At 72.8% G+C, this 25,399-nt stretch carries 22 protein-coding genes and 1 tRNA gene; 13 read left to right on the top strand and 10 right to left on the bottom strand.

What is annotated here, in order from left to right; genetic code table 11:
• On the bottom strand, positions 1-433 hold a 433-nt coding region (locus ACW0Q9_RS04345), incomplete at its 3' end, for a tetratricopeptide repeat protein (protein ID WP_456178565.1).
• 232 nt (positions 434-665) lie between these two features.
• Here ACW0Q9_RS04345 and ACW0Q9_RS04340 point away from each other — a divergent pair.
• Positions 666-752 (top strand) — tRNA-Leu (locus tag ACW0Q9_RS04340).
• A gap of 301 nt (positions 753-1,053) precedes the next feature.
• Complete coding sequence (locus ACW0Q9_RS04335) at positions 1,054-1,452, top strand: MerR family transcriptional regulator (RefSeq protein WP_456178564.1); 399 nt, start codon at positions 1,054-1,056, stop codon at positions 1,450-1,452.
• Between the two features lie 136 nt (positions 1,453-1,588).
• Here the strand turns inward: ACW0Q9_RS04335 and ACW0Q9_RS04330 are convergent, their stop codons facing one another.
• From ACW0Q9_RS04330 to ACW0Q9_RS04310, 5 genes are all read right to left on the bottom strand, one after another.
• Positions 1,589-2,347 carry a methyltransferase domain-containing protein gene (locus ACW0Q9_RS04330; RefSeq protein ID WP_456178562.1) on the bottom strand — a complete coding sequence of 253 codons (759 nt, stop codon included), beginning with the start codon at positions 2,345-2,347 and terminating at the stop codon, positions 1,589-1,591.
• A gap of 187 nt (positions 2,348-2,534) precedes the next feature.
• Complete coding sequence (locus tag ACW0Q9_RS04325; RefSeq protein WP_456178561.1) at positions 2,535-3,371, bottom strand: DUF4352 domain-containing protein; 837 nt, start codon at positions 3,369-3,371, stop codon at positions 2,535-2,537.
• A gap of 250 nt (positions 3,372-3,621) precedes the next feature.
• The gene (locus ACW0Q9_RS04320) at positions 3,622-7,413 is read right to left on the bottom strand and encodes an AfsR/SARP family transcriptional regulator (RefSeq protein ID WP_456178560.1); all 3,792 of its coding nucleotides are present in this window, start codon (positions 7,411-7,413) and stop codon (positions 3,622-3,624) included.
• A gap of 183 nt (positions 7,414-7,596) precedes the next feature.
• Entirely contained in the window at positions 7,597-8,895 is a 1,299-nt protein-coding gene (locus ACW0Q9_RS04315) for a hypothetical protein (protein WP_456178559.1), read from the bottom strand.
• 16 nt (positions 8,896-8,911) lie between these two features.
• Positions 8,912-10,024: a TOMM precursor leader peptide-binding protein gene (locus ACW0Q9_RS04310; protein ID WP_456178557.1), complete on the bottom strand. Its 1,113-nt coding sequence runs from the start codon at positions 10,022-10,024 to the stop codon at positions 8,912-8,914.
• Positions 10,025-10,528: 504 nt separating this feature from the next.
• Here ACW0Q9_RS04310 and ACW0Q9_RS04305 point away from each other — a divergent pair.
• The 4 genes from ACW0Q9_RS04305 to ACW0Q9_RS04290 all read left to right on the top strand — a co-directional run bounded on the left by ACW0Q9_RS04305 (position 10,529) and on the right by ACW0Q9_RS04290 (position 13,343).
• Positions 10,529-11,386 (top strand): MerR family transcriptional regulator, encoded by an 858-nt coding sequence (locus ACW0Q9_RS04305; RefSeq protein WP_456178555.1) that lies wholly within the window; start codon positions 10,529-10,531, stop codon positions 11,384-11,386.
• Positions 11,383-12,372, top strand: a complete 990-nt coding sequence (locus ACW0Q9_RS04300; RefSeq protein WP_456178553.1) for a BtrH N-terminal domain-containing protein — start codon at positions 11,383-11,385, stop codon at positions 12,370-12,372. Before ACW0Q9_RS04305 ends, ACW0Q9_RS04300 begins: the two co-directional genes overlap by 4 nt.
• Before the next feature lie 123 nt (positions 12,373-12,495).
• A complete protein-coding gene (locus ACW0Q9_RS04295) occupies positions 12,496-12,870 on the top strand; it encodes a YciI family protein (RefSeq protein ID WP_456178552.1) in 375 nt (124 codons plus the stop codon).
• A 125-nt stretch (positions 12,871-12,995) separates the two neighbouring features.
• On the top strand, positions 12,996-13,343 hold the full coding sequence (locus ACW0Q9_RS04290; protein WP_456178550.1) for a VOC family protein: 348 nt from the start codon (positions 12,996-12,998) through the stop codon (positions 13,341-13,343).
• A 17-nt stretch (positions 13,344-13,360) separates the two neighbouring features.
• On the opposite strand, the gene ACW0Q9_RS04285 is transcribed toward ACW0Q9_RS04290, so the two are convergent.
• Together ACW0Q9_RS04285 and ACW0Q9_RS04280 are read right to left on the bottom strand one after the other, a co-directional pair.
• Positions 13,361-14,023, bottom strand: a complete 663-nt coding sequence (locus ACW0Q9_RS04285) for a response regulator (protein WP_456178549.1) — start codon at positions 14,021-14,023, stop codon at positions 13,361-13,363.
• Between the two features lie 76 nt (positions 14,024-14,099).
• Positions 14,100-15,230 (bottom strand): sensor histidine kinase, encoded by a 1,131-nt coding sequence (locus ACW0Q9_RS04280; protein WP_456178547.1) that lies wholly within the window; start codon positions 15,228-15,230, stop codon positions 14,100-14,102.
• A gap of 143 nt (positions 15,231-15,373) precedes the next feature.
• On the opposite strand from ACW0Q9_RS04280, the gene ACW0Q9_RS04275 reads away from it, so the two are divergent.
• The 5 genes from ACW0Q9_RS04275 (at position 15,374) to ACW0Q9_RS04255 (ending at position 20,808) form a co-directional block, all read left to right on the top strand.
• A complete protein-coding gene (locus ACW0Q9_RS04275; protein WP_456178546.1) occupies positions 15,374-16,363 on the top strand; it encodes a carboxymuconolactone decarboxylase family protein in 990 nt (329 codons plus the stop codon).
• 3 nt (positions 16,364-16,366) lie between these two features.
• On the top strand, positions 16,367-16,819 hold the full coding sequence (locus ACW0Q9_RS04270) for a DUF6220 domain-containing protein (RefSeq protein ID WP_456178544.1): 453 nt from the start codon (positions 16,367-16,369) through the stop codon (positions 16,817-16,819).
• Entirely contained in the window at positions 16,816-18,555 is a 1,740-nt protein-coding gene (locus ACW0Q9_RS04265) for a multicopper oxidase family protein (protein ID WP_456178542.1), read from the top strand. Before ACW0Q9_RS04270 ends, ACW0Q9_RS04265 begins: the two co-directional genes overlap by 4 nt.
• Positions 18,556-18,684: 129 nt before the next feature.
• A complete protein-coding gene (locus ACW0Q9_RS04260) occupies positions 18,685-19,068 on the top strand; it encodes a UBP-type zinc finger domain-containing protein (RefSeq protein WP_456178541.1) in 384 nt (127 codons plus the stop codon).
• Between the two features lie 360 nt (positions 19,069-19,428).
• Positions 19,429-20,808, top strand: coding sequence for an FAD-dependent oxidoreductase (locus ACW0Q9_RS04255; RefSeq protein ID WP_456178539.1), 1,380 nt, complete (start codon positions 19,429-19,431; stop codon positions 20,806-20,808).
• 81 nt (positions 20,809-20,889) lie between these two features.
• On the opposite strand, the gene ACW0Q9_RS04250 is transcribed toward ACW0Q9_RS04255, so the two are convergent.
• Positions 20,890-21,966: a glycosyltransferase family 2 protein gene (locus tag ACW0Q9_RS04250; protein ID WP_456178538.1), complete on the bottom strand. Its 1,077-nt coding sequence runs from the start codon at positions 21,964-21,966 to the stop codon at positions 20,890-20,892.
• A gap of 4 nt (positions 21,967-21,970) precedes the next feature.
• Positions 21,971-23,770, bottom strand: coding sequence for a hypothetical protein (locus ACW0Q9_RS04245; RefSeq protein ID WP_456178537.1), 1,800 nt, complete (start codon positions 23,768-23,770; stop codon positions 21,971-21,973).
• A 176-nt stretch (positions 23,771-23,946) separates the two neighbouring features.
• On the opposite strand from ACW0Q9_RS04245, the gene ACW0Q9_RS04240 reads away from it, so the two are divergent.
• Positions 23,947-24,393: a hypothetical protein gene (locus tag ACW0Q9_RS04240; RefSeq protein ID WP_456178535.1), complete on the top strand. Its 447-nt coding sequence runs from the start codon at positions 23,947-23,949 to the stop codon at positions 24,391-24,393.
• Positions 24,384-25,304, top strand: coding sequence for a hypothetical protein (locus tag ACW0Q9_RS04235; protein WP_456178534.1), 921 nt, complete (start codon positions 24,384-24,386; stop codon positions 25,302-25,304). Before ACW0Q9_RS04240 ends, ACW0Q9_RS04235 begins: the two co-directional genes overlap by 10 nt.
• Positions 25,305-25,399: the final 95 nt, after the last annotated feature.

Genomic DNA, 25,399 nt, shown 5'->3' with positions numbered 1-25,399 from the left:
CGGCGGCGGAGCCGCCGAGGTACTGGCGGGCTGCGCGTACCGCGGGGTGGTCCGGACCGAGCACGGCGGGGCCGGCGGTGGCCACGCGGGCGTAGTTGCGGCGGGCCTCGTGCCGGTTGCCGAGTTCCTCCGCCACCCCGGCGAGGTCGAAGCTGAGCGCGAGCATCAGCGGGTCCCCGTCGCCGCAGCGACGCTCGCCGGCCGCGTAGGCCTCTTCGAGGACCCGGCGGGCGGCGGCCGGGTCGTCGGCCTCGCGGTGCAGCCGGGCCAGCAGGTGACCGGTGGCCAGGACGTCCGGGTGGTCCTCCCCGTAGGCCGGTCGGGCCGCCGCGAGCGCGTCGGCGAGCAGACGGCGGGCGGTCGCCAGGTCACCCGCGGAGCGCAGCGCGAGGGACTGGTGCTGAGCGGCGGTCAGGGGGGAGGGGTGGGACACGTGAGCAATGCTGCCCGGAATCGCCGGTTCCTCGCTACCCGGCCCCCGGGATCCGGTATCGGCCACCGGCGCCGGCCGCCATGCTGCGGCGTTGACCTGGGGAAACCCGGACGCGTGACGGCGATGTGCATGATCCACCAGGGGCGTGTACAGTAATGCCCCGTGCGGCCCGCCGGGCCGGCCGAAGCGGTGAGCAGATCACTTCGGCCGACAGGGTAGGCTGGACGAGCAGGTCCGGGTGGCGGAATGGCAGACGCGCTAGCTTGAGGTGCTAGTGCCCGTATAGGGCGTGGGGGTTCAAGTCCCCCCTCGGACACCAACCGAATTCCAACGGTGCGTGGCAAGGTCGATACTTGCCCGCACCGTTTATGTTTCCGGGGCGTAGGTCAGGTTCAGCCCGGGGCTGCGGTCGACCTCCCGCTTGTGTTCCGGCTCGGCGTCCCGCAGAGCGTTCACAGGTCGCCGAGCTCCTCGACGATGGCGATGATCTGGTTCTCGCTCAGGCGAGGACGGCGATGGTGTGACGCCGCTGTAGCGGCCCGAAGCTGTGGACGAGCCAGGTGTCCAACCCCGGATGGGGCCTAGTGTCGGTCGGTATGCGGTCAGGCGACGAGGCGACGATGACGATCGGTGAGATTGCCGGCAGGTTCGGGCTGGCCACCCACGTGTTGCGGCACTGGGAGTCGGTGGGGCTGCTGACGCCGGCTCGGGTGGTGGCTGGGCGCCGCCGTTACGGCTCCGCCGACCTGTACCGGGTCGCGACGATCCTTCGCGCGAAGGAGGCGGGACTGTCGCTGGAGCAGATCCGTGAGCTGGTGACCTCCGCCGTGCCGGGGCGGCGGCGCGAGATGCTGCTCCGTCACCGCGCGGACCTCGTCGCACGCATCGACGCGCTGCAGGAGTCGCTGCGGTTCATCGAGGGGGGACTGGAGTGCGAGCACGAGGACTTCACCACGTGCCCGCATTACCAGGCCATGGTGCGGGCGCGAATCGGGCCGCGGGCCACACCTCACGTGTGACGTGCAGGCCTTGTCGCGACGGCCGGCCAACGATCCGGATCCGTCGGAGCCGGCCGCGTCACCCATCGGACCGCTGACCTCCCCGACGTGGCAACCACCCAGCCGCGACAAACAGGGGTACGTCGATTCGAGGGGATCAGGGGCGGCGGGCTGAGGCGACGAGCATCGGTATGGCCACGAACAGTCGTCCGATGCTCGCCCGGGACTGCTGGTCCCGCACCCAGTCAGCACTCTGCTCCGCGGTGACGCTGCCCGCGCTGACCGCCTTGGCGGCGAAGGCCTCGACCATCGGCAGGAATCCGGGTTCGGTGAAGATGCCGGTGTGCGCTTCGACGGCGACGTCCTGGAATCCGGCGTCCAGGAGCAGGTTCCGGTACGCCCGGGCCGCCTGGGGGCTCGGGAGGGAGTCGGCCTGGCTGCGCAGGATCGCTCTGGTGAGGTCGGGGTGGGACGAGTCGATCATCAGCGCGTCCCAGTCCTGTCCGATCAGCACGATCCGCCCACCTGGGGTCAGCACACGCTGTGCCTCCGTCAGCGCCGAAGCGGGGTCCGGCAGCACGTGCAGGACCTTGTCCGCCCGGTAGCCCGCCACCGCCTGGTCGGGGAGCGGGAGAGACTCGGCGGTGCCCATCCGGAACTCGATGCCCGGCCAGCGGCGCCGCGCCGTGGCGATCATCAGCTCGTCCGGGTCGACACCGATCGCGGCGACGCCGCGCTGGTGGAGTTCGACCACCGCGCGTCCTGTCCCGCAGCCCACGTCGACGACGGAAGCGCCGGGGGCCAGGTCCAGCAGCTCGTAGCTGCGGTGTCGTAGCCGAACCAGGCCCGCCTCGGTCTCCGCGGCGTCGAGTCGTCCGATCAGCCCGGCAGTGGCATCCATTGTGTCTTCGCTCATGGACGCCACCCTCCGACTTCAGGTCGACCTGAAGTCAAGGAGTCAGCCCTCAGTCAGGGCGCCACGGGGCAAGGTGCTCGGCGACGCGACTGCTCGGGTCCCGGCTCCGGCTGACAGCGACAGCCCCGGAGGATCTCCGGGGCTGTCGGCTGTCGTCGCCAGGTCAGGCTTGTCCGCCGGCGGCCGGTCAGAGGGTGACGACGGCGTCCTCGGCGAAGGTGAACAGGCCGGCGTCGAAGGTGATCGTCTTCAGCTTCGTGCCCTTCGGCACGTCGAAGTAGACGTTCGCCTTCACCGAGTTGCCAGGGTTGATCTCGTCGAGGAAACCCTGCCCGTCGGTGTTGCCGTAGATCCCGGCCTCGCCGTCGGCCTCGTACTCCCGGCCGGTGGCGTCCTGGGCGGTGAGGGTGCCGTCGGCGTGGAAGGTGTGCGCGCTCTTCGTGACGTTCTTGACGGTCACGTTGACCTTGCAGAAGGTGCCCTGCGCCTTGGTGTTCAGGAACTGGCTGCCCACCTGGGAGATCCCGCACCTGACGCCGTTGACGGTGAACTCGAAGTCACCGCCCCGCACCTTGTCGCCGACGCCGAAGGTCTTCGGTTTGGCCGGGGCCGGCGCCGCGGTCGTCTTCGCGGGCTCCGGCTTGGCCGGCGCAGGGGCCGACGTGCTCGGGGCGACGGCCGCGGGGGTGGAGGTGCTGGAGCCGGCAGCGGGGATGTCGCTGCTGGCGGACACACCGGTCTTCTTGTCGTCGCCGCTGACCAGGCCGATCACCATCGAGCCGCCGCAGCACAGCACGATGAAGGCGCCGACGCCGATGAGGGTGGGGATCAGCCAGGGCCGCTTGCGGGCGGCGGGCGCTGGCGCGCCGGGCGGCGGCGGGAACTGGCCAGGCTGCTGAGGGAACTGCCCGGGCGCGGGCGGCGGGAACTGCCCGGCGGGCACCTGCGGGATCGGAGCCGTGGGCGGCTTCGGCTGCTGGCCGGCCGGCGGCTGGTTCTGCGCAGGGTCGTAGGGGGTGCTCATTGAGTGGTGTTCTCCCAGGTCTTGATTCGCGCTGCCCCGTTAGTTGAGCGCGATAATTTCCACTCTGGCGCATTCCCGCTCAGGCAACGGTCCTCCGGCTGGCCTGACCCAAACGCCTGGTCAGCTCGAGAAAAACCCGATCCGGTGGCCCGGCCGTCAGCCGTTGAGCCACCAACTTGTTCACACCCCGGCCGCGGCGTCCGCAGTGGCTGGAGTCGGTCCAGCTGCCCGCACCAGCTTGCAGAGCGTTCTAGGCGACGCGGCCCGGGCGACGAGGGTCAGCGGGACGCGACGTCCAGCGGTCGGGATCGGTATCGGCCAGGAACCTTTCGATCCCGGGGTCGCGGCCCGTCACGCAGTTGTCCAGGATCTCCCGCGCGGCGGACCAACTCGACTCGGCGAGGCCGACGTCTCCGGTCAATCGGTGCACTCGGGCGGACTGCCGCAGCACGATGCCGTACAGGAAGGGGCGGCCCAGACCTTCGGCGAGATGACCAGCGCGGTGCAGGTCGGCAAGGGCGACCTCGGCCTCTTTGCGGCGCAGTGCGAGTTCGGATCGGACGATCAGGCCGTGCCATTCCGCCTCGCCGTATCCCACCTCGCGGGCCTCGGCGATTCCGCGGTCCAGCCACCAGCGAGCTTCCTCGGCCCGGCCCTGCCGGACCAGGGCTCGGCCGACTGACACGCGCGACATCGCCAGAAAACGGTCGCCCAGCGCTTGCCGGACCTCCAGCGCGCGGCGGGAAAAGCGTTCCGCGGCCGCCGGGCGACCCAGGATGTCGTACGCCTCGCCGAGGTTGTGCAGGCTGATTGCCAGATTGAAGTCGTTTCCCGTGTCCCGATGCAGCCGGTACGCCTGGACGAAACACGAGACGGCATCGGCGGGCTGGTCGATCTCGTAGAAGATCAGACCGATGAGCTGCAGCGTAGTGGCCTGCAGCGGATCGCCGACCCGCTTCCGTATCGCCAGCGCGGTCCGGAGATGCGCCAGCGCTTCCTCCGGGTCGCCGAGTCGGTGCCTGGCCAGCCCCAGTGCGGTCAGCGCCAGCGACTCACCCCATGGATCGCTGGCGGCCGCGTTCCGGGCAAGCGCTGCGAGCTCGCCGAGTTCGGTCCAACGTGACCGGGGCGTCAGGTAGTGGCCGATCGCCCGCAACAGACCCGGTGCGGCCTCGCCGGGATGACGGCGAGCGACAGCCAGCAGCGTGGGGAGTTCGCGCTCCAGCCACCGGTCGGCAGCCGTCGGGTTGACGAAGGTCATGGCGTGCGGCGACTCGGCCGGACCGCGGTCGAGCGGTCCCGGCCGGACCATGTTGGCCGCCGCCCAGGCGGTCGCCACGTAGTAGGCGATGACGCGCTCCGCGGCGGCGCGCGTCTCGTGGTCGGCTTCGTCGCCGCCGACCAGTTCCTGACCGGTGAGGCGGAGCAGGTCGTGAAGCCGGTACCGGTCGGACTCGAGCTGCTCCAGCAGCTGCAGTTCGACCAGGCGCTCCAGGACGGCGTCGGCCCGAGCCAGAGGTACGTCCAACACCGCGGACACCGCGGCGGCGTCGACCGGCTGCACCGCCAGCTCCGCCAGCAGGCGGAACGCCTGAGCCGCCTGCCGGTCCACCAGGGTCCCGGACTCCTGCAGTTGCTGGTACCCGGAACGCAGGCAGGCCCGGACGCTGAACTGCGGAAGTTCCAGCAGGTCCAACCGGTCCCGCTCGTCGGTCAGCCGATCCGCCAGCCGGCGGAGCGGCAGCGTCGGGTGAGCGGCCAAGCGGGCACCGACCACCCGCAGCGGTAACGGGAGGTGCTCGCACAGCCGGCCAAGCCGGGCGGCCTGCTCCAGCTCTGCCGCCACCCGTTCCGCACCGATCAGCTCGGCGAGCATCCGCACGGACTCCGCGGGTGACAGCGGGCCGACCGGCACGTGCGCCGCACCGTCCAGCGAGTTGAGCATCATCCGGCTGGTCACCAGCACCAGGCAGTCCGCCGACGCGGGCAACAGCGGGGCGACCTGGTTCGCGTCGATGGCGTTGTCGAGCAGGATCAGCACCTTGCGGCTGGCCGACAGAGATCGGAACTGGGCGACCGCTTCCGCCTGGTCCCCACTGATCGCGGAGGCAGGCAAGCCCAGGCCGGTCAGCATGCGGGTCAGCGCCGCGAGCGGAGTGAGCGGGGTGAGCGCCGGGGTGGAACCGTGCAGGTCCAGGTAGAGCTGACCGTCCGGGAACCGGTCGGCGAACGTGTGCGCCAGCCACACCGCCAGGGTCGACTTCCCGGAGCCCGCGGGACCGTTGAGGGCGAGCACGGCGGGACGCGCCCGGGTACGGGACGCCCCGGCGGCGAGCCGCAGGGCGGTACGCTCCCGAACCCGGCCGACCAGAACGGCGGGTGCGGGCGGCAACTGTCGTGGTCGGACCGGGACCGGTTCGGCCGACGGCACCGGACCGGTGACCGGATCGCTCGGTGTCCAGAGCGTCCGGTCCTGCGTCAGCACGGCGCGGTGCGCCTGCCGCAGATCCGGCCCCGGTGCGATGCCGAGCTGCTGATGCAGGGCCAGCCGGGCACGTTCGTACGCCTCCAGCGCGCCGGCCGGATCGCCGGCCTGGCTGAGCCCGTTCATCAACAGGGCGTGGGCCCGTTCGCGGGTCGGATTGGCAGCGACGTGTCGGCGCAGGAGCGGCACCGCGTCGCCCGCCCGATCCATCCGCAACAGCAGGGCGGCCTGCTCCTCCACCGCGTACGTGAACTCTGCGTCGAGTTGCGCCGTGTACCAGCTGAGCAGCGGTCCGGTTCGCACGTCGGCGAGCGTCACGCCGCGGCGCAGGGCGAACGCCCGGCCCAGAAGGGACAACGCCCGGTCCTGGTCGTTGGCGGTCCGAGCGGCCCGGGCGGCGCCGGTCAGCTGTCGGAAGGTCAGGGCGTCGAGCTGGTCCGGCGCCAGATGCAGGATGTAGCCACTCCGGGCGGGCACCAGCAGGTCTCGACCGGCCGGGCCGAGGTGGTGCCGGATGGCGTCGACGCGTTCGCGCAGTTCGTCGTGGGCCGCGGGAGGCGGGTCCATTCCCCAGATTTCCTCCGCCAGGGTGTCGAGATCAACGGGCTCGCCGGCCCGCACCAGCAGGCAGGCGAGCACGGTGCGGGATCGGGGTGGCAGGGCCGGAAGCGCGGAGCCGTCCCACTCCACGCGCAGCGGACCGAGCAACCCGAACCACAGGACCCCAGGGGGCGTCGCAGAACGTCGCCCCGTCGTCGCGGTCGTGGCCCGCCTTGGCGACGAAACACCGCGAAGATTCTCCCGCCGGGGCTCTGTGAGCGTGGGCTCGGGCACGACCTGGAGGCGGGGATCGTTGCGCAGGATCCGGTCCCGCAGCCGTACCAGCTCCGGCGTCGGGTCGACGCCGAGTTCCTCGGCCAGCCGGCGGCGAAGCTGGTCGAAGCGGTCCAGCGCCTCGCCCGGCCGGTTGGTCAGGTACAGCGCCCGCATGAGCCGCCCGACCAGCGGCTCGCGCCACGGGTACGCCTCGACGAGTTCCAGCAGCCGGCCGATCACCTCGTCGTACCGGCCGAGGCTCAGTTCGAGATCGAGGCACCGCTCGACGACGGTCATCCGGCGCTCGTCGAGACGTTGGGCGGCGGCGGTCAGCGCCGGCGTACGCAGTCCGTCGAGCGCCGGGCCGTGCCACAGCGCCAGCGCTTCCCGGAGGCTGGCCACGGCCGCCTCCGGCCCGCCCTGGTCGACGTGCCGGTCGGACTGGCGGACCCGGGCCTCGAAGACGTCCAGATCGAGCTGACCGTCGGCGACCGTCAGCAGGTATCCGGAGCCCTGGGTGCCGATGACGTCGGCGGCGAGTCCGGCCGCACGCATCGCCCGCCGTGCGGCGGCCACCCGGTTGCGGACCTGCACCTCGGCGCTCCCCGGAGGATGGTCGCCCCAGGCGGCGTCCACGAGCCGGGAGACCGGCACCAGGCGGTTGGCTTCCAACAGCAACGCGGCCAGCATGGCCTGACTGCGCGGGCCGCCCACGCGTACCGGCCGGTCGTCGACGCGCACCTCCACCGGACCGAGCAGCCGGAACGTCACCGCTGGCACCTGTTCGCCCTCCGAAGCGCCGATCAGGGCGACCGCGATCGGCGGATCGCGGTCGCCGTGTCAGGCTCGACAGTAGGCGAGGGCGGGCAATCGGCAACGTTGGTGTCCGGGGGGAGTGGCGAACCGGCCAGCCGGCCGGGCGGGTCAGCCGGCGGGCATCGGCTCCGCCCGCGGCACGTCGCGGGCCGTGGACGGCGGCCGGCGGCGCCGGATGTGCCGGCGGTAGAGCGTGCCGAGGAAGATCGCCTGCAACGTGCCCTCGACCGCCAGGACGAGCGCTCCGTCCAGGGCCGCGAGCAGGCTTCCACCGGTCGCACCGGCGACCACCGCCGAGCCGGCCTGGACCGCCCCGTGCAGGATGATCGGGATCCCGAATCCGACGAAGCTGGCCAGCGCGACCGTGCTGCCGAGCACGACCGCCGCCGAGTAGATCCGCACCGCGTGGCGTTCGTGCGGCGGCAGGTCCGCGCTCGGATCCGCCCCGGCCGCCGCCACCCGATGGGGCAACGCCGCGTGGCCGCACCGGCGCAGCAGGTGCCGGGCGTACGCGAGACCGTCGTGGAACAGGTTGCGGCACCGCAGCAGGTCCAGCAGGACGAAGTAGAGGTCGGTCCGCATGTAGACGTGCAGTTGCGCCGCCATCGACATGACGATCACCAGCACGACGGCGGCCAGCAACCGCTCGACCAGCGGATGCGGCGCGGCGTACCCGATCACCAGCAGCGCGCCGCACACGACGGCGAAGTCACACAGCAGACCGCTGAGGTAGACCCGGTACCGGTGCCGGCGCGGCACGGACCAGATCGCCGTCACATCGGTCTCCAGCACCAGGTGGTGCAGCCGGGTCCCGAACCGGATCCGGGCCGGCGCGCCCAGTGAGCGGGCCGCGACCAGGTGGCACAACTCGTGGAGGATCGCCGTGACCGAGAAGAGCGCGGTGTTGATCAGCACGGCGAGGCCGACGTAGTCGGTCCAGAAGAAGTCGCGGTAGGACGGCAGCAACTCGGGACGCCGCACCACGGCGACCAGGGTCGCCGCGACGAGCGCCAGGTAGCCCAGCTTCGCCACGGGGCTGAAGAGCCAGCTCACGTGCCGGGCCCGCAGGCGGGACAGATGCGGCCGGAGCGGGCGGTGCGGATCGACGACCGGCCGGCCGTCGACCTCGGCGACCATGCCCGCCTCCCGCAGCGCCACCACCAGGTCCACGAGGTCGACCTCGATGTCGTGCTCGGCGGCGAGCCGGTGCTCGGCCGCGCCGATCGACATCCCGGCGTCGAGCAGCTCGACCGCCCGAACGCCGATCGCCGGCAACTCCACGAACTCGCCGACGTCCGGCCGACCCACCACCACCGTGTCGGGGTCGTCGTCGGACGGCCGGACCCGAAGCGGGTGGAACCGGACGTGGCTGTCAGCCGCCGGCAACGTCTCCGCCATGTCGGTCACGGCCACCTCCTCGTCCTCAGCTCCGGCCCTCGGCACGGGCACCGCAGGAGGGGCAGTCGGGGTCGTGCGGGACGTCGATGAAGTACTGGTGATCCCAGCGCGCGATGCTCTGATGGAAGACCCGGCCGGCGACCTGCTGGGGCAGGCCGGCCAGGTGGTAGAGAACCTCCAGCGCGCAGAGGTGACCGGCCACGTTGGCGCTGGCCGCGATGACCGCGTTGGGTCGCGGCAGACCGGTCAAGGGCCTGCCGTCGGTCTGCATCTCGTGTTTGTCCGGTCGCCGGCCCAGGCAGGTGTAGCAGCCGGTCCGGTACGGCAGGAACGAGCCGACGACGGTCATCGGGCCGGTGTAGAGAGCCATGAACCAGGGTGTGCGGGTACGCAGGGCCGCCTCGTTCGTCCAGTTCTGGATGAGGCGCTCGGGCTTGTCGGCGCAGAGCACGAAAACGTCGCAGTCGGCCATCAGCGGCACGAGCTCCTCGGCGGAGTGCACCTGGCGCTCCTCGCCGGTCACCTCCACGCGGGAGTTCATCGCCCGCAGCCGCTCCACCGCGACCTTCACCTTCGGCTGGCCGATGTCCCGCTCGGTGTAGAGCAGCTGGCGGGTCAGGTTCGGCTCGTCGACGACGTCGAAGTCGATGCAGTGCAGGCTGCCGACGCCACTGGCGACCAGGCCGGCGGCCACCGCCGTACCGGTGCCGCCGAGGCCGAGCAGGCCGACCCGGGCCCGCCCGATCCGAGCCTGAACCTCAAAGGGCGACCGGCGCGGGGTGGTGTCGATCCAGGAATAGAAGTGCCGCGCGCGGTCGTACCGTACGGCGGCGTCGGGCGTGAATCCGTCGGGCAGCGGCGCGGCGGCGTCCTCGATGAACCCCTGCTCGATCAGCTGGTCCACCACTTCGCGAACGCTGTCCTCGTCGAGGTCCGGGTGGGTGACGGCGAGGTCCGCACAGAGCTGGGCCAGGTCCCGGGTGCCGTCCAGCAACGTCAGGATCCGGGCTATCGTGCAGTCCTCGTCGTCCTGGATCTCGGCGGCGACGCCGTACTGCATCAGGCCGACGAGCAGTCGGTTTCCCGGCAGGGTGTACGGCTCGTGGACACTCTTGACGCGCGGCCGGAGCATGCGCATCCGCGACCTCACAATGCTATTGGGGCAGGTGGGATGTGGCGGCCGGGTCGGCCGGCGTTCCGGATGGAGCCCGACGGATCGGCACTTCGGTCGCCGCCCCCGATGTCCTGCAGCGACCGAAGTGCCGATCGCTGCTCAGGCGCTCTGGCCCTCGCGGATGACCGTCGTCTCCAGCCGCTCCAGCTTGCGGACCTTGAGCGCGAGCTTCTTCTTGCCGTTCTGCTCGACCTTGGCCTTCTCCATGACGTGCCTCCTCGGGTCGCATCGCCTCCCGGTCACCCCGGAAGGTGAGCCCACCCTGGCGCCGGCCGTCATCAGCCGAGCACAAGTCGATCATCGATGACCCCCGGAGCCTTGGAGGGAGCCAGGTGTCCAGCGGTGTGATCAGACGTCGCTGGCCGGGGTGCGTCCGGTGATGATTCTGTTCCTGGTCGGTGCGGCAGGGGCCGGGCCGGGGGGGTTGACCCTCTCCCAGAGGGAGGGTCGAGGCTGTGGGAGGCGCCGGTGACGGGGTTGATGCCGATCGGGGTGTTCGCGCGGGCGACCCGGTTGTCCGTTCGAGTGCTGCGTAACTACGACCGGCTGGGTCTGCTCGTCCCGGCGTGGGTCGATCCGGATACCGGCTACCGCCGGTACGGCGTCGACCAGTTCGCCCGCGCGGGGCTGGTCCGGCGGCTGCGGGAGTTGGAGGTGCCGTTGCCCGAGATCGCGGAGATCCTGTCGGCCGATACCCCGGAGCAGGCACGCGGCGTCATCGCGCGGCACCGGGAACGCGTGGCCGCGCGGGCGGCCCGGCTCGACGAGATCGCCGGGCGGTTGGGGGCCGTGCTGGCCGAGCCGGGGCGCGTGCCGGGCTGGCTGCACGTGTACGAACGGTGGCGCGACGCCCAGCCCATCGCCCGCACGCTGGTGCGTGCCCCGCTGAGCGGGCTGGCCGAGGCGCTGGCGCCCGGGTTCGCGCGGTTGTTCGCCGGCCTCGCCGAGCAGGGGATCGCCCCGACGGGACCGAGCGGGACGCGCTACCTCAGCGACGACCTCGACGCGCCGGAGCTGGAGGTGGAGGTGTTCGCACCGGTGGCGCGCCCGCCCCGGCCGACCGCGGCGATCGCACCCGGGGAGTTGCCGGGTCGCCTGCTCGCCGCGACCGTCCACGAGGGCGGCTACGACGACATCGAGGCCGCCTACCGATCGCTGGGGCGGTGGATCGCTGAGCAGGACCGGGTGCTGGCGGGCCCGGCCGAGGAGCGCTACCTCGTCCCGCCGGCGCCCGGCGTGCCCACGGCGGCGCTCCGCACGGAGATCGCCTGGCCGGTCCGGCCCCCGTCCGGCCCGTCCGGACCAGCAGACGAGGAGACCGAATGATCATCGAGGACGTGGCGTTCCCCGCCGGTCGGCACTGCGAGACCACCGCGCTCGGGGCCCTGCTGCACCACCGGGGCGTCGAACTGTCCGAGCCCATGCTGTTCGGCCTCGGCGAAGGTCTGGGCTTCGTCTACTGGGATGCGAAGAGCATGGACTTTCCGTTCCTCGGGGGCCGCACCAAGCCGAGCATGATCACTCGGACCGTGGCCGACCGGCTGGGCCTGACGCTGCACATCCAGGAGACCGCCTCACCCCGCCGAGCCTGGCAGAACGTCACCGCCGCCCTCGACGCCGGACGCCCGGTCGGCCTGCAGCTCGACTGCTACCACCTGGACTACTTCACCACGAGGGTCCGCTTCGGGGGCCACTTCGTCGCGATGTACGGCTACGACGACAGCCAGGCCTATCTGGTCGACACCGCCCAGCAGGGCGGCGCTGTGACGACCACGCTGACGAGCTTGGCGCGGGCCCGCAGCGAACGTGGACCGATGACCGCCCGCAACCTCTCCTACACCATCGCCGGCCCCACCGGCCGGCCCGATCTGGGCGACGCCGTCCGGCGGGCCATCCGCGGCAACGCACACACGTTCCTCCACCCACCCATCGCCAACCTCGGCCACCGCGGCATCGGCGGAGCGGCCCGACAGGTGGCGCGGTGGCTCGACCGCTCCAGCGACCCGTCCCGCGACCTCCCGCTGGTCGCGGCGCTGATGGAACGCGGCGGGACCGGCGGGGCCCTGTTCCGCAACATGTACCGCGACTTCCTCGCCGAATGCGCCACGATCGTCGACGACGACAATCTCCGCCTCGGTCACGAGCTCTACGCCGAGATCGCCCCACTGTGGACCGAGGTCTCCGACCGCATCGCGGCCGCCGGAGAAACCAACGACCCGGACCATCTGGCCCGCGCCTCGGCAATCCTCACCGAACTCGCGGACCGGGAACGCCACGCCATGCAGATCCTGACCGGCGTTCGCACCGACTGACGCACCTCGACGATCGAGGTCCCGTGGAGAAATCTTCTGCCCTGGCGTCGGATCCGGGGCGAGTCGTTCGTAGAACAGGTGACAGGCGGCCGGAGGAGGCCGTCGCGACAAGGGAGTCATGGGATGACGCGGTACTTGATCTCGTTCAACGACGGCGCGATGGACCACATCCCCGACGAGGAGCTACCCGACGTGGGCAAGGCCGCGCACGCGGTGGTCCAGGAGGCCGTGAACGCCGGCGTGTGGGTGTTCGGCACCGGACTGCAGAGGCAGAGGGCGAGCGTCGTGGCCACGGACGGGACGGTCACCGACGGCCCTTACCCGGAGACCAAGGAGGTCATCGGCGGGTTCGTGGTCGTCGACGTGGCCTCACCGGAGGAGGCGCTGGCGTGGGCTGCCAAGATCGCCGTCGCGTGCCGGTGCGCGCAGGAGGTCCGGCACCTCATGCCCGACCCCGAACTGGACGCGATGCTCCGCCAGGCTGACCGGCGATGGTGACATCCCACGACGTCTGATCGAGGGAGGCCCGGCGGACCCGGCCGGCGGCGTACCTCCGGCCGGTCGTCGGAGTCTCCCGCGCGGATCACCGCCGCGTGGTCGTAGGGCGCGGGTATCGTCGCAGGGTGATCAATGGCACACACGTGGTGATCTACAGCGAGGACGCCGAGGCCGACCGGGCCTTCTTCCGGGATGTGCTGGGCTACCCCCACGTCGACGCCGGCCGTGGATGGCTGATCTTCAAGCTGCCGCCGGCCGAGGTCGCCGTCCATCCCGCCGGTTCCGCGTCCCACGAGCTGTTCCTGATGTGTGACGACGTGGCCGCGACCGTCGCCGAGCTGACCGCCAGGGGCGTCGAGTTCACCCAGGCGGTCAGCGACGAGGGCTGGGGCCTGCGGACGGTGCTCCGCCTCCCCGGCGGCGGGGAGCTGGGCCTGTACGAGCCGCGCCACGACAGGGCGTACGAACTCTGAGCGACGCGGACGTGCCGTCACCGGCGACGCGGCGCGACGAGCCCCGACTCGTACGCCCACACGACCAGCTGGGCGCGGTCGCGGCAGTGCAGCTTGGTCATCGCCCGGTTGACGTGGGTCTTGGCGGTCAACGGACTGATCACCATGCGCTCGGCGATCTCGTCGTTGCTCAGCCCTCGCGCGACGAGGTCGACGATCTCCTGTTCGCGGGCGGTCAGCACGTCGCGCCCGGCCGCCGGGTCGGCCGGTGGCGGGGCGGCGACGAACTCACTGATGAGCGTCCGTGTGACCGCCGGGGCGAGCAGCGCGTCGCCGCGCGCCACCACGGCGACGGCCTGCAGCAGGTCGGCGGGGTCGGCGTCCTTGAGGAGGAACCCGCTGGCGCCCGCGCGGAGTGTGGCGAAGACGTAGGAGTCGAGCCCGTAGTTGGTGAGGATGAGGACGCGGACCGCGGCCAGATCGGGATCGGCGGCGATGCGGCGGGTGGCTTCGATCCCGTCGAGCCCCGGCATCTGGACGTCCATCAGCACGACGTCCGGCCGCAGGCGTCGCGTCAGCTGGACGGCCGACGCGCCGTCGGCGGCCTCGCCGACGACCTCGAGGTCGTCCTCGGCGTCGAGCAGGGCCCGGAACCCGGCCCGCATCAGCGCCTGGTCGTCGGCGATGAGCACACGGATCATGCCGGCTCCTCCCTTCGGTCGGAGCCGCCACGATCCGTGGCGGACTGAGCTGCTGAGACCTCGCGCAAGCGCTCGGTCATGCCGGACCGTCCAGCGGGAACGTGGCGCGCACCGCGAAGCCGCCGCCGTCGCGGGCGGCGGCGTGCAGCATGCCGCCCAGTCCGGTGACCCGTTCCCGCATGCCGCGCAGGCCCACACCCGGTGTCACCGGCCGGACCGACGACGCCTGGCCGTCGTCGGTCACCGAGACGGTCAGCTGCGCCGGGGCGTATTCGACATGGATCCGCGCGGTGGCGGGGCCGGCGTGGCGCGCCACGTTGGTCAGGGCCTCCTGGACCACGCGGTAGCCGGCCTGGTCGACCTCGACGGGCAGGTCCCGGGGCTGGCCGGTGACGGTCACGTTCACCGGTACGCCGGCCGCCCGGGTCCGCTCGGCGAGCTCGCCCACCCGGGCCAGCCCGACGCGGTCCTCGTCGGAGGGTGAGCGCAGGACGGCCAGGGTCGCCCGCAGCTCGCGCATCGCGGCGGCGCTCGCCTCCTGGATCGCCAGCAGCACGGCGGACGGTTCCTCACCGTGCTTGCGGGCCAGGTGCACGGCGATACCGGCCTGCACCTTGATCACGGAGATGCTGTGGGTCAGCGAGTCGTGCAGATCCCGGGCGATGCGCAGGCGCTCCTCCCCGGCGCGACGCAACGCCATCTCCTCGCGGGTGCGTTCGGCCTCGATCGCCCGCTGCTCGACCTGTTCCAGGTACGCGCGGCGGTGCCGCGCGACGAGCCCGGCGACGTTGGCCGCGAAGAACCAGCCCAGCAGCAGGGCGGTCCGCTCGACGATCTGCTGACCGGGCCGGCCGGCGGGCGCGACCGAGACGTCACGGGCCAGGAAACCGCCGAGGAAGACGAGGCTGGCCAGGGCGGCGATCGCGCGGTGCCCCCGCCACGCGGCGACGTAGACCGTGCCGAGGACGGGGAACGCGGCGGACACCCCGGCGTGCACCCGGACGTGGAGGGCCAGCATGGCGGCGGTCACCACGCTCAACGCCACCACCGGGTGCCGCCGGCACACGGCCAGGGCCGCCGCCATGGCCAGGACCAGGGCGACGTCGAGCGGCCGCACCGGTGCGGCGTCCGGCGCGACAGCGGCGTTGGCGAGCAGGAGCCCGCCGAGGGCGAGGCCGCCGAGGGCGTACGGCAGATCGCGGCGCATGATCGGACTCTAGAGCGGTCGTCACCGGGGAGCATCCCCCGTCCGCGGTAGCTGAGGCGTACCGCGGACGCGGTATCGGCGGCCGGGCAAGTGCCTGCGGCGGCACGACGCTTTCCCGGCCCGCCGAGCCGAGCATCTAGCCCATGACATACCGCTTCTTCACTCCCGCTCCCGCCAAGGCGGCGACCGGTCTCACCGCGGAGGTCTACCGGCAGCTGCGGACCGAGTTCATCGGGCCGGTGCCCACCTTCCAGGCGCTCTCGGCCGTGCCGGAGGTGCTGGCCGCGACCTGGGCGCTGATGCGCGAGGCACTGCTCGCCGGGGAGGCGCCCCGGGTCGACCGCGAGCTCGTCGCGTCGGCGGTGTCCCGGGCCAACCGCTGCCGGTTCTGCGTCGACGCCCACGTGATGCTGCTGCACGCGCTGAGCGAACACGAGCTGGCCGAGGTCATCGCCCGGGGCGGGACGCCTCCGGAGTCGAGGCACGCCGAACTCCTGGGCTGGGCCGAGGCGAGCCGCAGCCCCAGGGCCGCCGGCTGGACCAGTCCGCACGGCCCGGAGGTCACCGGCACCCTGCTCGCCTTCCACTTCATCAACCGGATCGTCTCGGCGCTGCTCGATCCCGATCTGCTGCCCGGCGGCCTGCAGCGCTCGCCCGTGGTGCGGTCGGTCGGGGGCCGCCTCTACGCCAGGGCGGCCCGGGAGCGGAAGGAGCCGGGCCGCAGCCTGTCACTTCTCGATCCCGGCACGACGGCGTCACCGGCCTGGGCCGGGGACAGTCCGGTCGGCGTCGCGTACGCGGCGTTGCGGACCGCCGCCCTGCGCGGCGGAGACCTGCTGGGCGACGTGGCCCGCCAGACCGTCACGGCCACGGTGCGCTGGGAGGACGGGCGGCACCCGGCCCGGCCCGCGGAGTGGGCCGCCGACCTGATCCGGGACCTGCCCGGCACCGACCGGGTCGGGACGCGGATCGCGCTGCTGGCGGCGTTCGCGCCGAGCGCGATCCGCTCGGGCGACGTCGCCCTCTGGCGGCTGTCCCATCCGGCCGACGCCGATCTCGTGCGGCTGGTCGCGTACGGCGCGATCACGGCCACCGACCACGTCGCCGGGGCACTGGCCCCGTCCCGTCGCTAGGAGATGACCATGCGTAAGGCCTTCGTCGTCGTCAGCACCCTGTCGCTCGTCGCGTTCGCCCTGCAGTTCGTGTTCGCGGCCGTCGGCGCGTTCACCAGACCCGCGGGCGAGGGCGCGTACGCCCTGCACAGCGTCACCGGGATGGCGGTCATCCCGGTCCTGACCCTGCTCACCATCCTGTTCGCGGTGCTGGCCAAGGCGCCGGGCCGGCTCGTCGGAATGGCGGTCCTGCCGCTCGGCCTCGTGATCCTGCAGGCACTCATCGCCATGCTCGCGAACGCGGCCACCGACGCGGCGGGCGCCAGCACCCCGTTCGGCCTGACCATCGCCGGGCTGCACGCGATCAACGGAATCGTGGCGGTGCACGTCGTGGTCGGCGTGGCCCGGGGCGCCCGGCAGCTGGCCCGCCCGGCGCCGGCCGGTCCCGTGAGCGTCCGGGAAGGGGCGCCGGCGTGACCACCGGCTCGCTGCTCGCGGCCGACCTGGTGATCGCGGTCCTCGCGGCCGCCGGGTGGCTGGGCGGCGGCGCCGCGTCGGCCGCCCGGCGTCGTCCGCTCGCCCTGGGGCTGGCCGCCGCCGCGCTGCTCGCCACGCTCGCCCGCGCGATCACGACCATCGCGCTCGCCCGCGCCGGCTGGTGGTTCGCGGCGGAGAAGGTGCTCATCGCCGGTCCGCTGTCGCTCGCGGCGGTGGTGGTCGCCGGTCCGCGGCTGCTGCGCATTCCGCGCGACATCCGGTCCGTCGCGGTCCCGCTCCTCTTCGCCGGGTACGCGGAGAGCGCCGCCCTGCTCGTCACGGTCCTGCACGGCTATCCGGCGTCGGCGGGCACGGGACTCCTGGCGGTCTCCGGGGTCCTCGCCGCGACCGCGGTCTCGTGGCGCGCACTCGGCGCGCGCCCGTCCGGAACGGTGTCCCGGGCCGCCCTCGCGGTGGCGGTCGGGGCGCTGGTGACCGGGACCGGGTTGGCCGTCGCGCCGGAGGCCGCTCCCGGCGTACCCCATGGGTCCGGATATCGGGAGGCGCGGACGGTGGGCGAACCGACCAGGCGGTTCACCCTGACGGCCGGAACCGCCACGGTGCGCGTGGGCGGCCGCGACGTCGCGGCGTGGGCGTTCAACGGGCAGGTTCCCGGGCCGGAGCTGACCGCCACCGCCGGTGACGTGGTGGAGGTGACGTTGCGCAACAAGGACATCGCGCGGGGCGTGACGCTGCACTGGCACGGGTACGACGTGCCGAACAGCCAGGACGGGGTGCCCGGCGTCACGCAGGCGGCGGTGCTGCCCGGCCAGGAGTTCGTCTACCGCTTCCGCGCCGACCAGGTCGGGACGTACTGGTACCACACGCATGCCGTGTCGGACCTGGGCGTGCGGCGGGGCCTCTACGGCGTCCTGGTGGTGCGGCCGGCGCCGGTGACCGGCGTCGACGTCACGGTGCCGGTGCACACGCTCGACGGCCTGCCGCTGCCCGCACCGCGAACGGAGTCCGTCGAGGCGGGGGTCCCCGTGCGGCTGCGGCTGATCAACACCGACAGCACGACCCACCGGTACGCCCTGGCCGGGACGCCGTTCCGGGTCGCCGCGATCGACGGATCCGACCTGCGGGGCCCGACGTCGCTCGTGGACACCGCCGTGCTGGTCCCGGCCGGGGGACGTTACGACCTGGTGTTCACCGCACCCGCCACGCCGGTGGCGCTGTTCGTCGACGGACGGGCGGTCTACTCGACCGGACCGGTGTCGGCGACCACCGACGCGTGGCCGGTGCTGGATCCGCTCACCTACGGCGCCGGGTCTCCGGTGCCGTGGTCCCGGTTCGACAGGAGTTTCACCCTCGTCCTCGACCGCGGCCTCGACCTGCACGGGCTGCTGCCGCGGTACGCCCACACGGTCAACGGCGCGGCCGACCCGGACATCCCGCCCCAGGTCGTGCGCCTCGGCGACGTCGCCGCGTTCACGATCGTGAACCGGTCCCAGTTCGTGCACCCGTGGCACCTGCACGGGCATCACGTCCTGGTGCTGTCCCGCAACGGGCAGCGGGCCACCGGGAGCCCTCTCTGGCTCGACTCGTTCGACGTGCGGCCCGGCGACGTCTGGGAGGTGGCGTTCCGGGCCGACAATCCCGGAATGTGGGCCAACCACTGCCACAACCTGGCACACGCCGACGCCGGGATGACGCTGCACCTGATGTACTCGTGATCCCTGCCGTCGCCGGGCGAGGTGCGGGCGGAGGCTGTCGGGTGCCAGACTGCGAGGCCGGGGCGACCCGGCGAAACAGGTGCGATCGGCACCGGCCGGGGGAGGCCGTGAAGCGGGAGGAATGACATCGTGGGTGACCCGACCGAGCCGGAGCAGGAGCGACAGCCGGTGAGCGCGGCGATCGACCCGGCTGTGCCACCGAGCGGGCCGGGCTGCGTGGAGTGCGAATCCTCCGGCGGGTGGTGGTTCCACCTGCGCCGCTGTGCGGCCTGCGGCCACGTCGGCTGCTGCGACTCCTCGCCGAGCCAGCACGCGACCGCGCACGCGGCCGCGACGGGTCACCCGGTCATCCAGAGCTTCGAACCCGGCGAGTCGTGGTTCTGGGACTACTCCGACGACCAGTTCTACGCCAGCGGGCCGGAGCTGGCGGAGCCCCGCTCGCACCCCGTCGACCAGCCGGCCCCCGGTCCCCGGGGCCGGGTGCCGGAGGACTGGAAGTCCCGGCTGCACTGACCCGACCGTACTTCGTCGGCGCGCTCGTCGCTCACCTGCGGGTGGGTTCGCGCCAGCTCGTGGGATGGGCCGTGTTCTTCTCCACCGCGGCGGCCGCGCTGGTCGTGAACCTCAGTCACCAGGGGTGACGACTGACCGCTAGTCGACTGAGACATCGGTCACGGCGTCCCTGGCGGCGGCCGCAATACGAGGCCTGACCAGGAGTTTCACCGCGCCCTCGGGTGGTTGGCGGAGGGGTCGGAACGGGCGGCGCTCCTGACCGGAACTTCACTGTCAGTTAGTCGTCCGCCAATTCGCTTCCCTCACGGACACGCTGTGCCGCTGACTGGTTACATCCCCATCAGCGAAACGGAGTCAACCGTGTCCACCACCAACCAGACCGGACGAGCGGTCGTCCTCGGCGGCAGCATGGGCGGCCTGCTCGTCGCCCGGGTGCTCAGCGAGTCGTACGCGACGGTGACCGTCTTCGACCGGGACGAGCTGCCGGCGGAGGCCGCCGACCGCAAGGGTGTGCCGCAGAGCGGGCACTCGCACGGGCTACTCGCCCGGGGTCGCCAGATCCTCGAGGAGCTGTTCCCCGGCCTGACCGCCGACCTGACCGCCCACGGGGCCGTCCCCGTCGACATCCAACGGGACTGCGTCTGGGTCAACGACGGCCACCGGATCCCCCGGGTCGCCTCCGGATTGGCGGGGCTCTGCGTCAGCCGACGCGCCCTGGAGGCGTACGTCCGGGACCGGGTCCGTGCGCTGCCCAACGTGGAGATCCGGGACCGGTGCGAGGCGGTGGGCCTGCTCGCCGACGGCGGCACGGTGACCGGCGCACGGATCCTGCCCCGCGGCGGCCGGGAGGAGCGCCACGACGCCGACCTCGTCGTGGACGCGACCGGCCGCGGCAACCGCGGCCCCACCTGGCTCGCCGAGCTCGGCTACCAGCCGCCCGTCGAGGAGCGGGTGGACCCCCGGACGGTGTACGTCTCCCGCGACTACCGCCGCGTCCCGGGCGGGACCGCCTTCGCGGCCGTCATCAGCAGCCCGTCGCCGGCCGCCCCGTACGGCGGGGTGGCCATCGCCGCGGAGGGGGACCGGTGGATGGTGACCCTCCTCGGCGTCGGCGCGGACCACGCGCCGCCGGTCGACGCCGAGGGTTACCTCGCCTTCGCCGGGCGGCTGCCCGCGCCGGAGCTGCACGCGCTGCTGAGCCGGGCCGAGCCGCTCGGCCCGGCGAAGCGGATGCGGCTGCCCACCAGCGTGCGCCGCCGCTACGAGCGCCTCGCCCGTCTTCCGGAGGGGTTCATCGCGGTCGCCGACGCGATGTGCAGCTTCAACCCCGCGTACGGGCAGGGCATGACGGTGGCCGCGGCGGAGGCGGTCGTGCTGCGTGACTGCCTCCGCCGGGGCCGGCGGGACCTGCCCCGCCGCTTCTTCGCCGCGGCGGCGAAGGTGGTCGACGTGCCCTGGGACATGGCCGTCGGCGCCGACCTGCGCCACCCGACCGTGGTGGGGCCGCGCAGCCGCCGGACACGCTTCCTCAACGGGTACGTCGCCCGGCTGCACGCCGCCGCGGCGCGGCACCCCGTCGTCGGGCGGCGCTTCCTGAGCGTCGCCAACCTGATGACGCCGCCGCCGGGGCTCTTCGCGCCGGGGATCGTCGCCCGGGTGCTCTGGTCCGGCCGGCGCACCACGCCGGCGCCGGCCCACCGGCCGCTGGTGCCGCAGGTCGAGGAGCTGGTCGCCCGGTAGGTCGGGCGACAGGGGTGGGCGGCCCGGGGCGGCCGTCCTCCCGGCGCGACCGCCGCGCGGCCACGCCCTCGTCCGGGGCGGCTACGGCGCGTCGCCGCGCACGGACCGGTCGGCGGCGCGACGGAGGCGGTCGTGCCGGGCGGGGTCCTCGCGGGCCGGCACCCCGTGCCGGACCGGGTCCGCCGACCGCGCCGCCGGCTGGGCCGGTACGCGCGGCACCGGCCCGCTCTCCGTGACCAGATCCTCCGTCTCCTGGACCAGGTAGTGCGGCCGGCGCTTGGTCTCGTAGTAGATCCGGCCGATGTACTCGCCGATCACGCCGAGGATCATCATCTGGATCCCGCCGAGACCGATCACGCTGACGATGATGGTGGTGTAGCCGGGGACGTCGATGCCCTTCTCCACGGCGTCGGCGACGACCCAGGCCATGTATCCCAGCGCGATCAGAGTGAGGAACAGGCCGCCGTAGATGGCCAGGCGCAGCGGCCGGTTGTTGAACGACAGAAGACCGTCGAACGCGTAGTTGAAGAGCTTGCCGAACGTCCACCGGCTCCGGCCGGCCTGGCGGGTCTCGTTGCGGTGCGCCACCACGACCGTCCGGAACCCGATCCAGGAGAACAGTCCCTTCGAGAACCGGTTGTATTCCGGCATGGCCAGCACGGCGTCCACCGCGAGCCGGGACAGCAGCCGGAAGTCACCGGCCCCGTCCAGCAGCCGTACGTCGATCCACCAGTTGACCACCCGGTAGAAGGACCGCGAGGCCAGCATCCGCAGGAACCGGTCACCGTGCCGGTCCCGGCGGGCGATCACCTGGTCGAACCCCTGGCGGTACAGCGCCACCATCTCGGGCAGCAACCGCGGCGGGTGCTGCAGGTCGGCGTCCATGATGACCACGGCGTCCCCGGTGGCGCGCTCCAGGCCGGCCAGCATGGCCGCCTCCTTGCCGAAGTTCCGGCTCAGCGACGTGTACCGCACCGACGGGTCGCGGGCGGCCAGCCGGCGCAGCGCCACCAGGGTGCCGTCCGCGCTGCCGTCGTCGACGTACACCACCTCCACGTCGACGTCGGGCAGCTCGGCCAGCGCGGCGGTCACCCCACGGTGCAGCCGCTCGACAGACGCCTCCTCGTTGAAGCAGGGCACCACCACCGACAGCCGCACGTCGTCACCCGCCCGCCTGGTCGAGGTGGTAGACCAGCACGCCGTCGTGGTCCTCCCTGGTGATGCCCAGGCCGTCGACCGGCCGGGCCGCGATGCCCTCCCACGGCGTCCCGACGGCCCGGTCGGGCAGGGCCACCACCGACCGCACCCCGATGCCGCGCAGGTAGGCCACGCTGCCGGGGTCGGGGAACGAGGTCGCCGCCGCCCGGGTCTGCGCCTGGGTGACGGGCTCGAAACCGCCCAGCCCGTTCGTCACCCGGGGGAACCCGTCGGTCGTCCACAGCATGTAGTGCAGGTCGTTCGTGCCGCCGATCGGCAGCAGCAGGACGGGTTCCTCCGCCACCCGCAGCGCGGCCGGTGGCCGCGGCACCACCGGGTGCGGCGTGCGGTTGACCCCCTCCAGGCCGACCAGGGCCAGGGGCACCAGGAGGGCCGCCGACGCCAGGACCCGCGTCCGCCTCCGGGCGGGCGACCGCCGCGCCGACTCGGCGAACGCCGTCACCAGCCCGGCCGCCAGCACCGCCAGCAGCAGGCTGGTCCAGTGCATCATCCGGCCCGGCGTCCGCAGCGCGTCCCACCCGGGCAGGTGCCGGGAGAGCGTGAGGTAGCCGGGGTCGCCGTCGCCACCGAGGGTGGCGCCGAGCCCCAGCAGCACCGTCCCGAGGACGCCGAGCCCCAACGCGATCCGGTGCCGGACCGGGTACACCGAGACGAACAGGCCCGCCATGGCCATCCCGATCAGGGCCATCCCGGGCAGCAACGCCATCTCCGGGGGCCAGGACAGCTGTTCCCGGGCCGCCGCGTGCCGCTCACCCCACAACCAGGAGTCCGCCGGGGCGGTGACGAAGCCCAGCAGCGGCGGCGAGAAGCTCTCCGTCCAGTCCAGGGTCCGTACGGCCTGCGGATTGAGGTCGACGACCCGCAGGTAGACCAGGCCCAGCAGCAGCGTCACCGCGCCGAAGAGGAGCCCACCGGCCAGGTCCGCCAGCAGCAACCGGCGGCCGAACGGGGGTCTCTCCCGTCGCCGCCACCACGACCAGCCGTAGCCGCCGGCGGTCACCAGCACCGCGGCGAGCAGGAAGTAGACCAGGGGCAGCCCGATGCCGAAGCCCAGGGTGACCTGCCAGGCGGCGACGAGCCACCCGGCCAGCGCCCAGCCCGGTCGGCGTCGCTCCGGCCGGTACCCGTGCCGCAGCGACCAGCCGTGACCGCGGGCCAGCATCGCCAGGGCCAACGCGATCCCGCCGCTGGACAGGATGTTGAGGTGACCCGCGTGCGCCAGCCGCCACGGCGCGTACGCCCACGCGACCCCGGCGACCGCGCCGCCCCACCGGCCCGCCCCGAGCTGCCGGACCAGCGCGTACGCTCCGACGAACGCCAACGCGTGCACCAGCACGTACATGACGTTGTAGCGCACCAGGGCGGCCTCGAAGCCCGAGCCGAGCGCGCCCGCCGGTGCGTACCCGAGCAGGGTGTCGCTGTAGGCGAACGTGTACGTCTCGGGGTAGAACGTGTTCGAGTGCCAGAGGTCGAAGGGCTGCGTCAGCACGGCGTGCCCCGCCCAGGCGAGCTGCCACGCCTGCAACGTCGGGTCGCCGAGGTCGCCGGGGACCGTGCTCGCCGGATGCCGCATCGTGGGCCACGTCAGCGCCACCGCCAGCAGCACGCCACCGACCACCGCGCCCGTCCATTCGTGGCGTAGCCGACGCCACCGGATCCGCCGGCCGCGGCTCGGGGCCGCGGGGATCCCGCTGTGGTCGGCGCCCTCGGCGGTCGGCGGGCCGTCGGCGGCTCGGATGGTCATGAACAAAGATGGTCATCGATCATCGTCGCGTTGTCGAGCCGCGGCCCGAACTGTGGGCCCCGCCGATCTGCCGACTGCCGGTCATTCGCCGGTCATTCTCCTGGCACCCCCCGGCGCGAGCTGTGACGGTGGTGGCCAGAGGGATCAGCGTCAGTCAATGCATGGGAGGCGGCATCGTGAGGACAGGAATGCTCAAGCGGCTCGGGCTGGCCGTCGGGTTCGCGGGCGTCGGCATCGCCGGGAGCGTGATCGCGGCTGCGCCGGCGTCGGCCGGACCGTACTGTGACCCGGGCAACCACTGCGTCTTCGTCGCCGGGCTCGGCAGTGCGAAGCACTCGTACTTCAACAGCGACAGCAACTTCACCGACGACTACTTCAGCGGCACCAGCGTGGTCGTCAACGACAACGTGTGGTCGGCCAGCAACTCCAGCACCGGCGGATACGAGAGCCACTACTACTACGACATCGGTAACGGTGGCGGCCTCGTGTTCTGCGTCAACCCGGGCAGCTCGGTCAACGCCTCACAGCTGTCGGACGACGGCATCAACGGCAACTGGGTCGGCCAGCGCGACGAGGCGAGTTCGCTGCTCCTGCGACCCGCCACCCCGATCCGATGCTTCTGACCGACAGCAGAGGCGGCTCGTCCGGCGACCAGCGGTCGCCGGGCGGCCGGCTCGGCCGTGCCCTCCGGCTCGTACTCGTCGTCGCGGGCGCCGGGTGGGCCCTCGGGGCGTCGGCCTCCCCGGCCGATCCCGCCGAGCAGGCCGGGCCGGCGCTCGCGCACCTGCGCACGATGCCACCGATCTACCGTCTGGTCTACACGCGGACCAGGACGGACGAGCGCATCGACACCGCGCAGCAGCGCCTCGTCACCGCCTGCATGGCCAAGGTGGGCCTGACCTACACCGCCCCACCACCGGCGAAGGCGGGTCACGCGGCGGAGGGCCCACGCCCGTTCGGCCTCGAATCGCTCGACGCGCCCGACGCCGACCGGGCGCGGTCGGTACGGGAGGAGCAACGGCCCGACGCGGTGGCCTACACCCGCGCGCTCTACGGCGACCCGGAGAAGCGCCTGTCCGGCAGGGGCGAGAGGCTGTCGGTGTCCCGCCCCGCGACCGGGTGCCTCGCCGAGGCCGAGCAGCGGCTGCTCGGTGACGCGCGGCAGCGCTGGATCCAGCTGCGGGTGCTGCTGTTCGAGGCGGAGCAGCGGTCCCGGGACCTTCTCGACCAGGACAGCGGGTTCCGGGCGGCGAACGCCGGGTGGCGGCGCTGTATGAACCGGGCCGGCTTCACCGCGCCGGATCCGCTCCGGCTGCTGGCGACGCTGCCGGCCGGAACCGACGTCCGCACGCACCCGGCGACCAGGGCCGACACCCGGTGCAAGGCGAGCACCGGCTACCTGCGGATCGCGTACACCCGGCTCGCCGTGGTCCAGACCGAGGTGCTCGGCGCCGACCCCTCGATCGTCCGGGACTGGCGCGGCATCCTGGCACGCCAGGACGCGGCAGCCCGGGCGGCGCTCGGCGCCGGCTGACGCGCCGACCCGCCGCGACACGCGCACGGTATTGACACCCTCACCCGTCGAGAGCACATTCCGGAGTGGACCCGGTCGGTCGCGGCCGGGGCGTC

It is taken from the genome of Micromonospora sp. I033 (assembly GCF_053890995.1).
This window is presented reverse-complemented; position numbering and strand designations above follow the sequence as displayed.

Excerpts from the sequence above, each read along its gene's own strand:
- ACW0Q9_RS04310 (WP_456178557.1), bottom strand. The coding sequence starts at position 10,024 with ATGCGCATGCTCCGGCCGCGCGTCAAGAGTGTCCACGAGCCGTACACC.
- ACW0Q9_RS04335 (WP_456178564.1), top strand. The coding sequence starts at position 1,054 with ATGACGATCGGTGAGATTGCCGGCAGGTTCGGGCTGGCCACCCACGTG.
- ACW0Q9_RS04275 (WP_456178546.1), top strand. The coding sequence starts at position 15,374 with ATGACATACCGCTTCTTCACTCCCGCTCCCGCCAAGGCGGCGACCGGT.
- ACW0Q9_RS04325 (WP_456178561.1), bottom strand. The coding sequence starts at position 3,371 with ATGAGCACCCCCTACGACCCTGCGCAGAACCAGCCGCCGGCCGGCCAG.
- ACW0Q9_RS04300 (WP_456178553.1), top strand. The coding sequence starts at position 11,383 with ATGATCATCGAGGACGTGGCGTTCCCCGCCGGTCGGCACTGCGAGACC.
- ACW0Q9_RS04295 (WP_456178552.1), top strand. The coding sequence starts at position 12,496 with ATGACGCGGTACTTGATCTCGTTCAACGACGGCGCGATGGACCACATC.
- ACW0Q9_RS04330 (WP_456178562.1), bottom strand. The coding sequence starts at position 2,347 with ATGAGCGAAGACACAATGGATGCCACTGCCGGGCTGATCGGACGACTC.
- ACW0Q9_RS04235 (WP_456178534.1), top strand. The coding sequence starts at position 24,384 with ATGCTTCTGACCGACAGCAGAGGCGGCTCGTCCGGCGACCAGCGGTCG.
- ACW0Q9_RS04280 (WP_456178547.1), bottom strand. The coding sequence starts at position 15,230 with ATGCGCCGCGATCTGCCGTACGCCCTCGGCGGCCTCGCCCTCGGCGGG.
- ACW0Q9_RS04285 (WP_456178549.1), bottom strand. The coding sequence starts at position 14,023 with ATGATCCGTGTGCTCATCGCCGACGACCAGGCGCTGATGCGGGCCGGG.
- ACW0Q9_RS04245 (WP_456178537.1), bottom strand. The coding sequence starts at position 23,770 with ATGACCATCCGAGCCGCCGACGGCCCGCCGACCGCCGAGGGCGCCGAC.
- ACW0Q9_RS04270 (WP_456178544.1), top strand. The coding sequence starts at position 16,367 with ATGACCATGCGTAAGGCCTTCGTCGTCGTCAGCACCCTGTCGCTCGTC.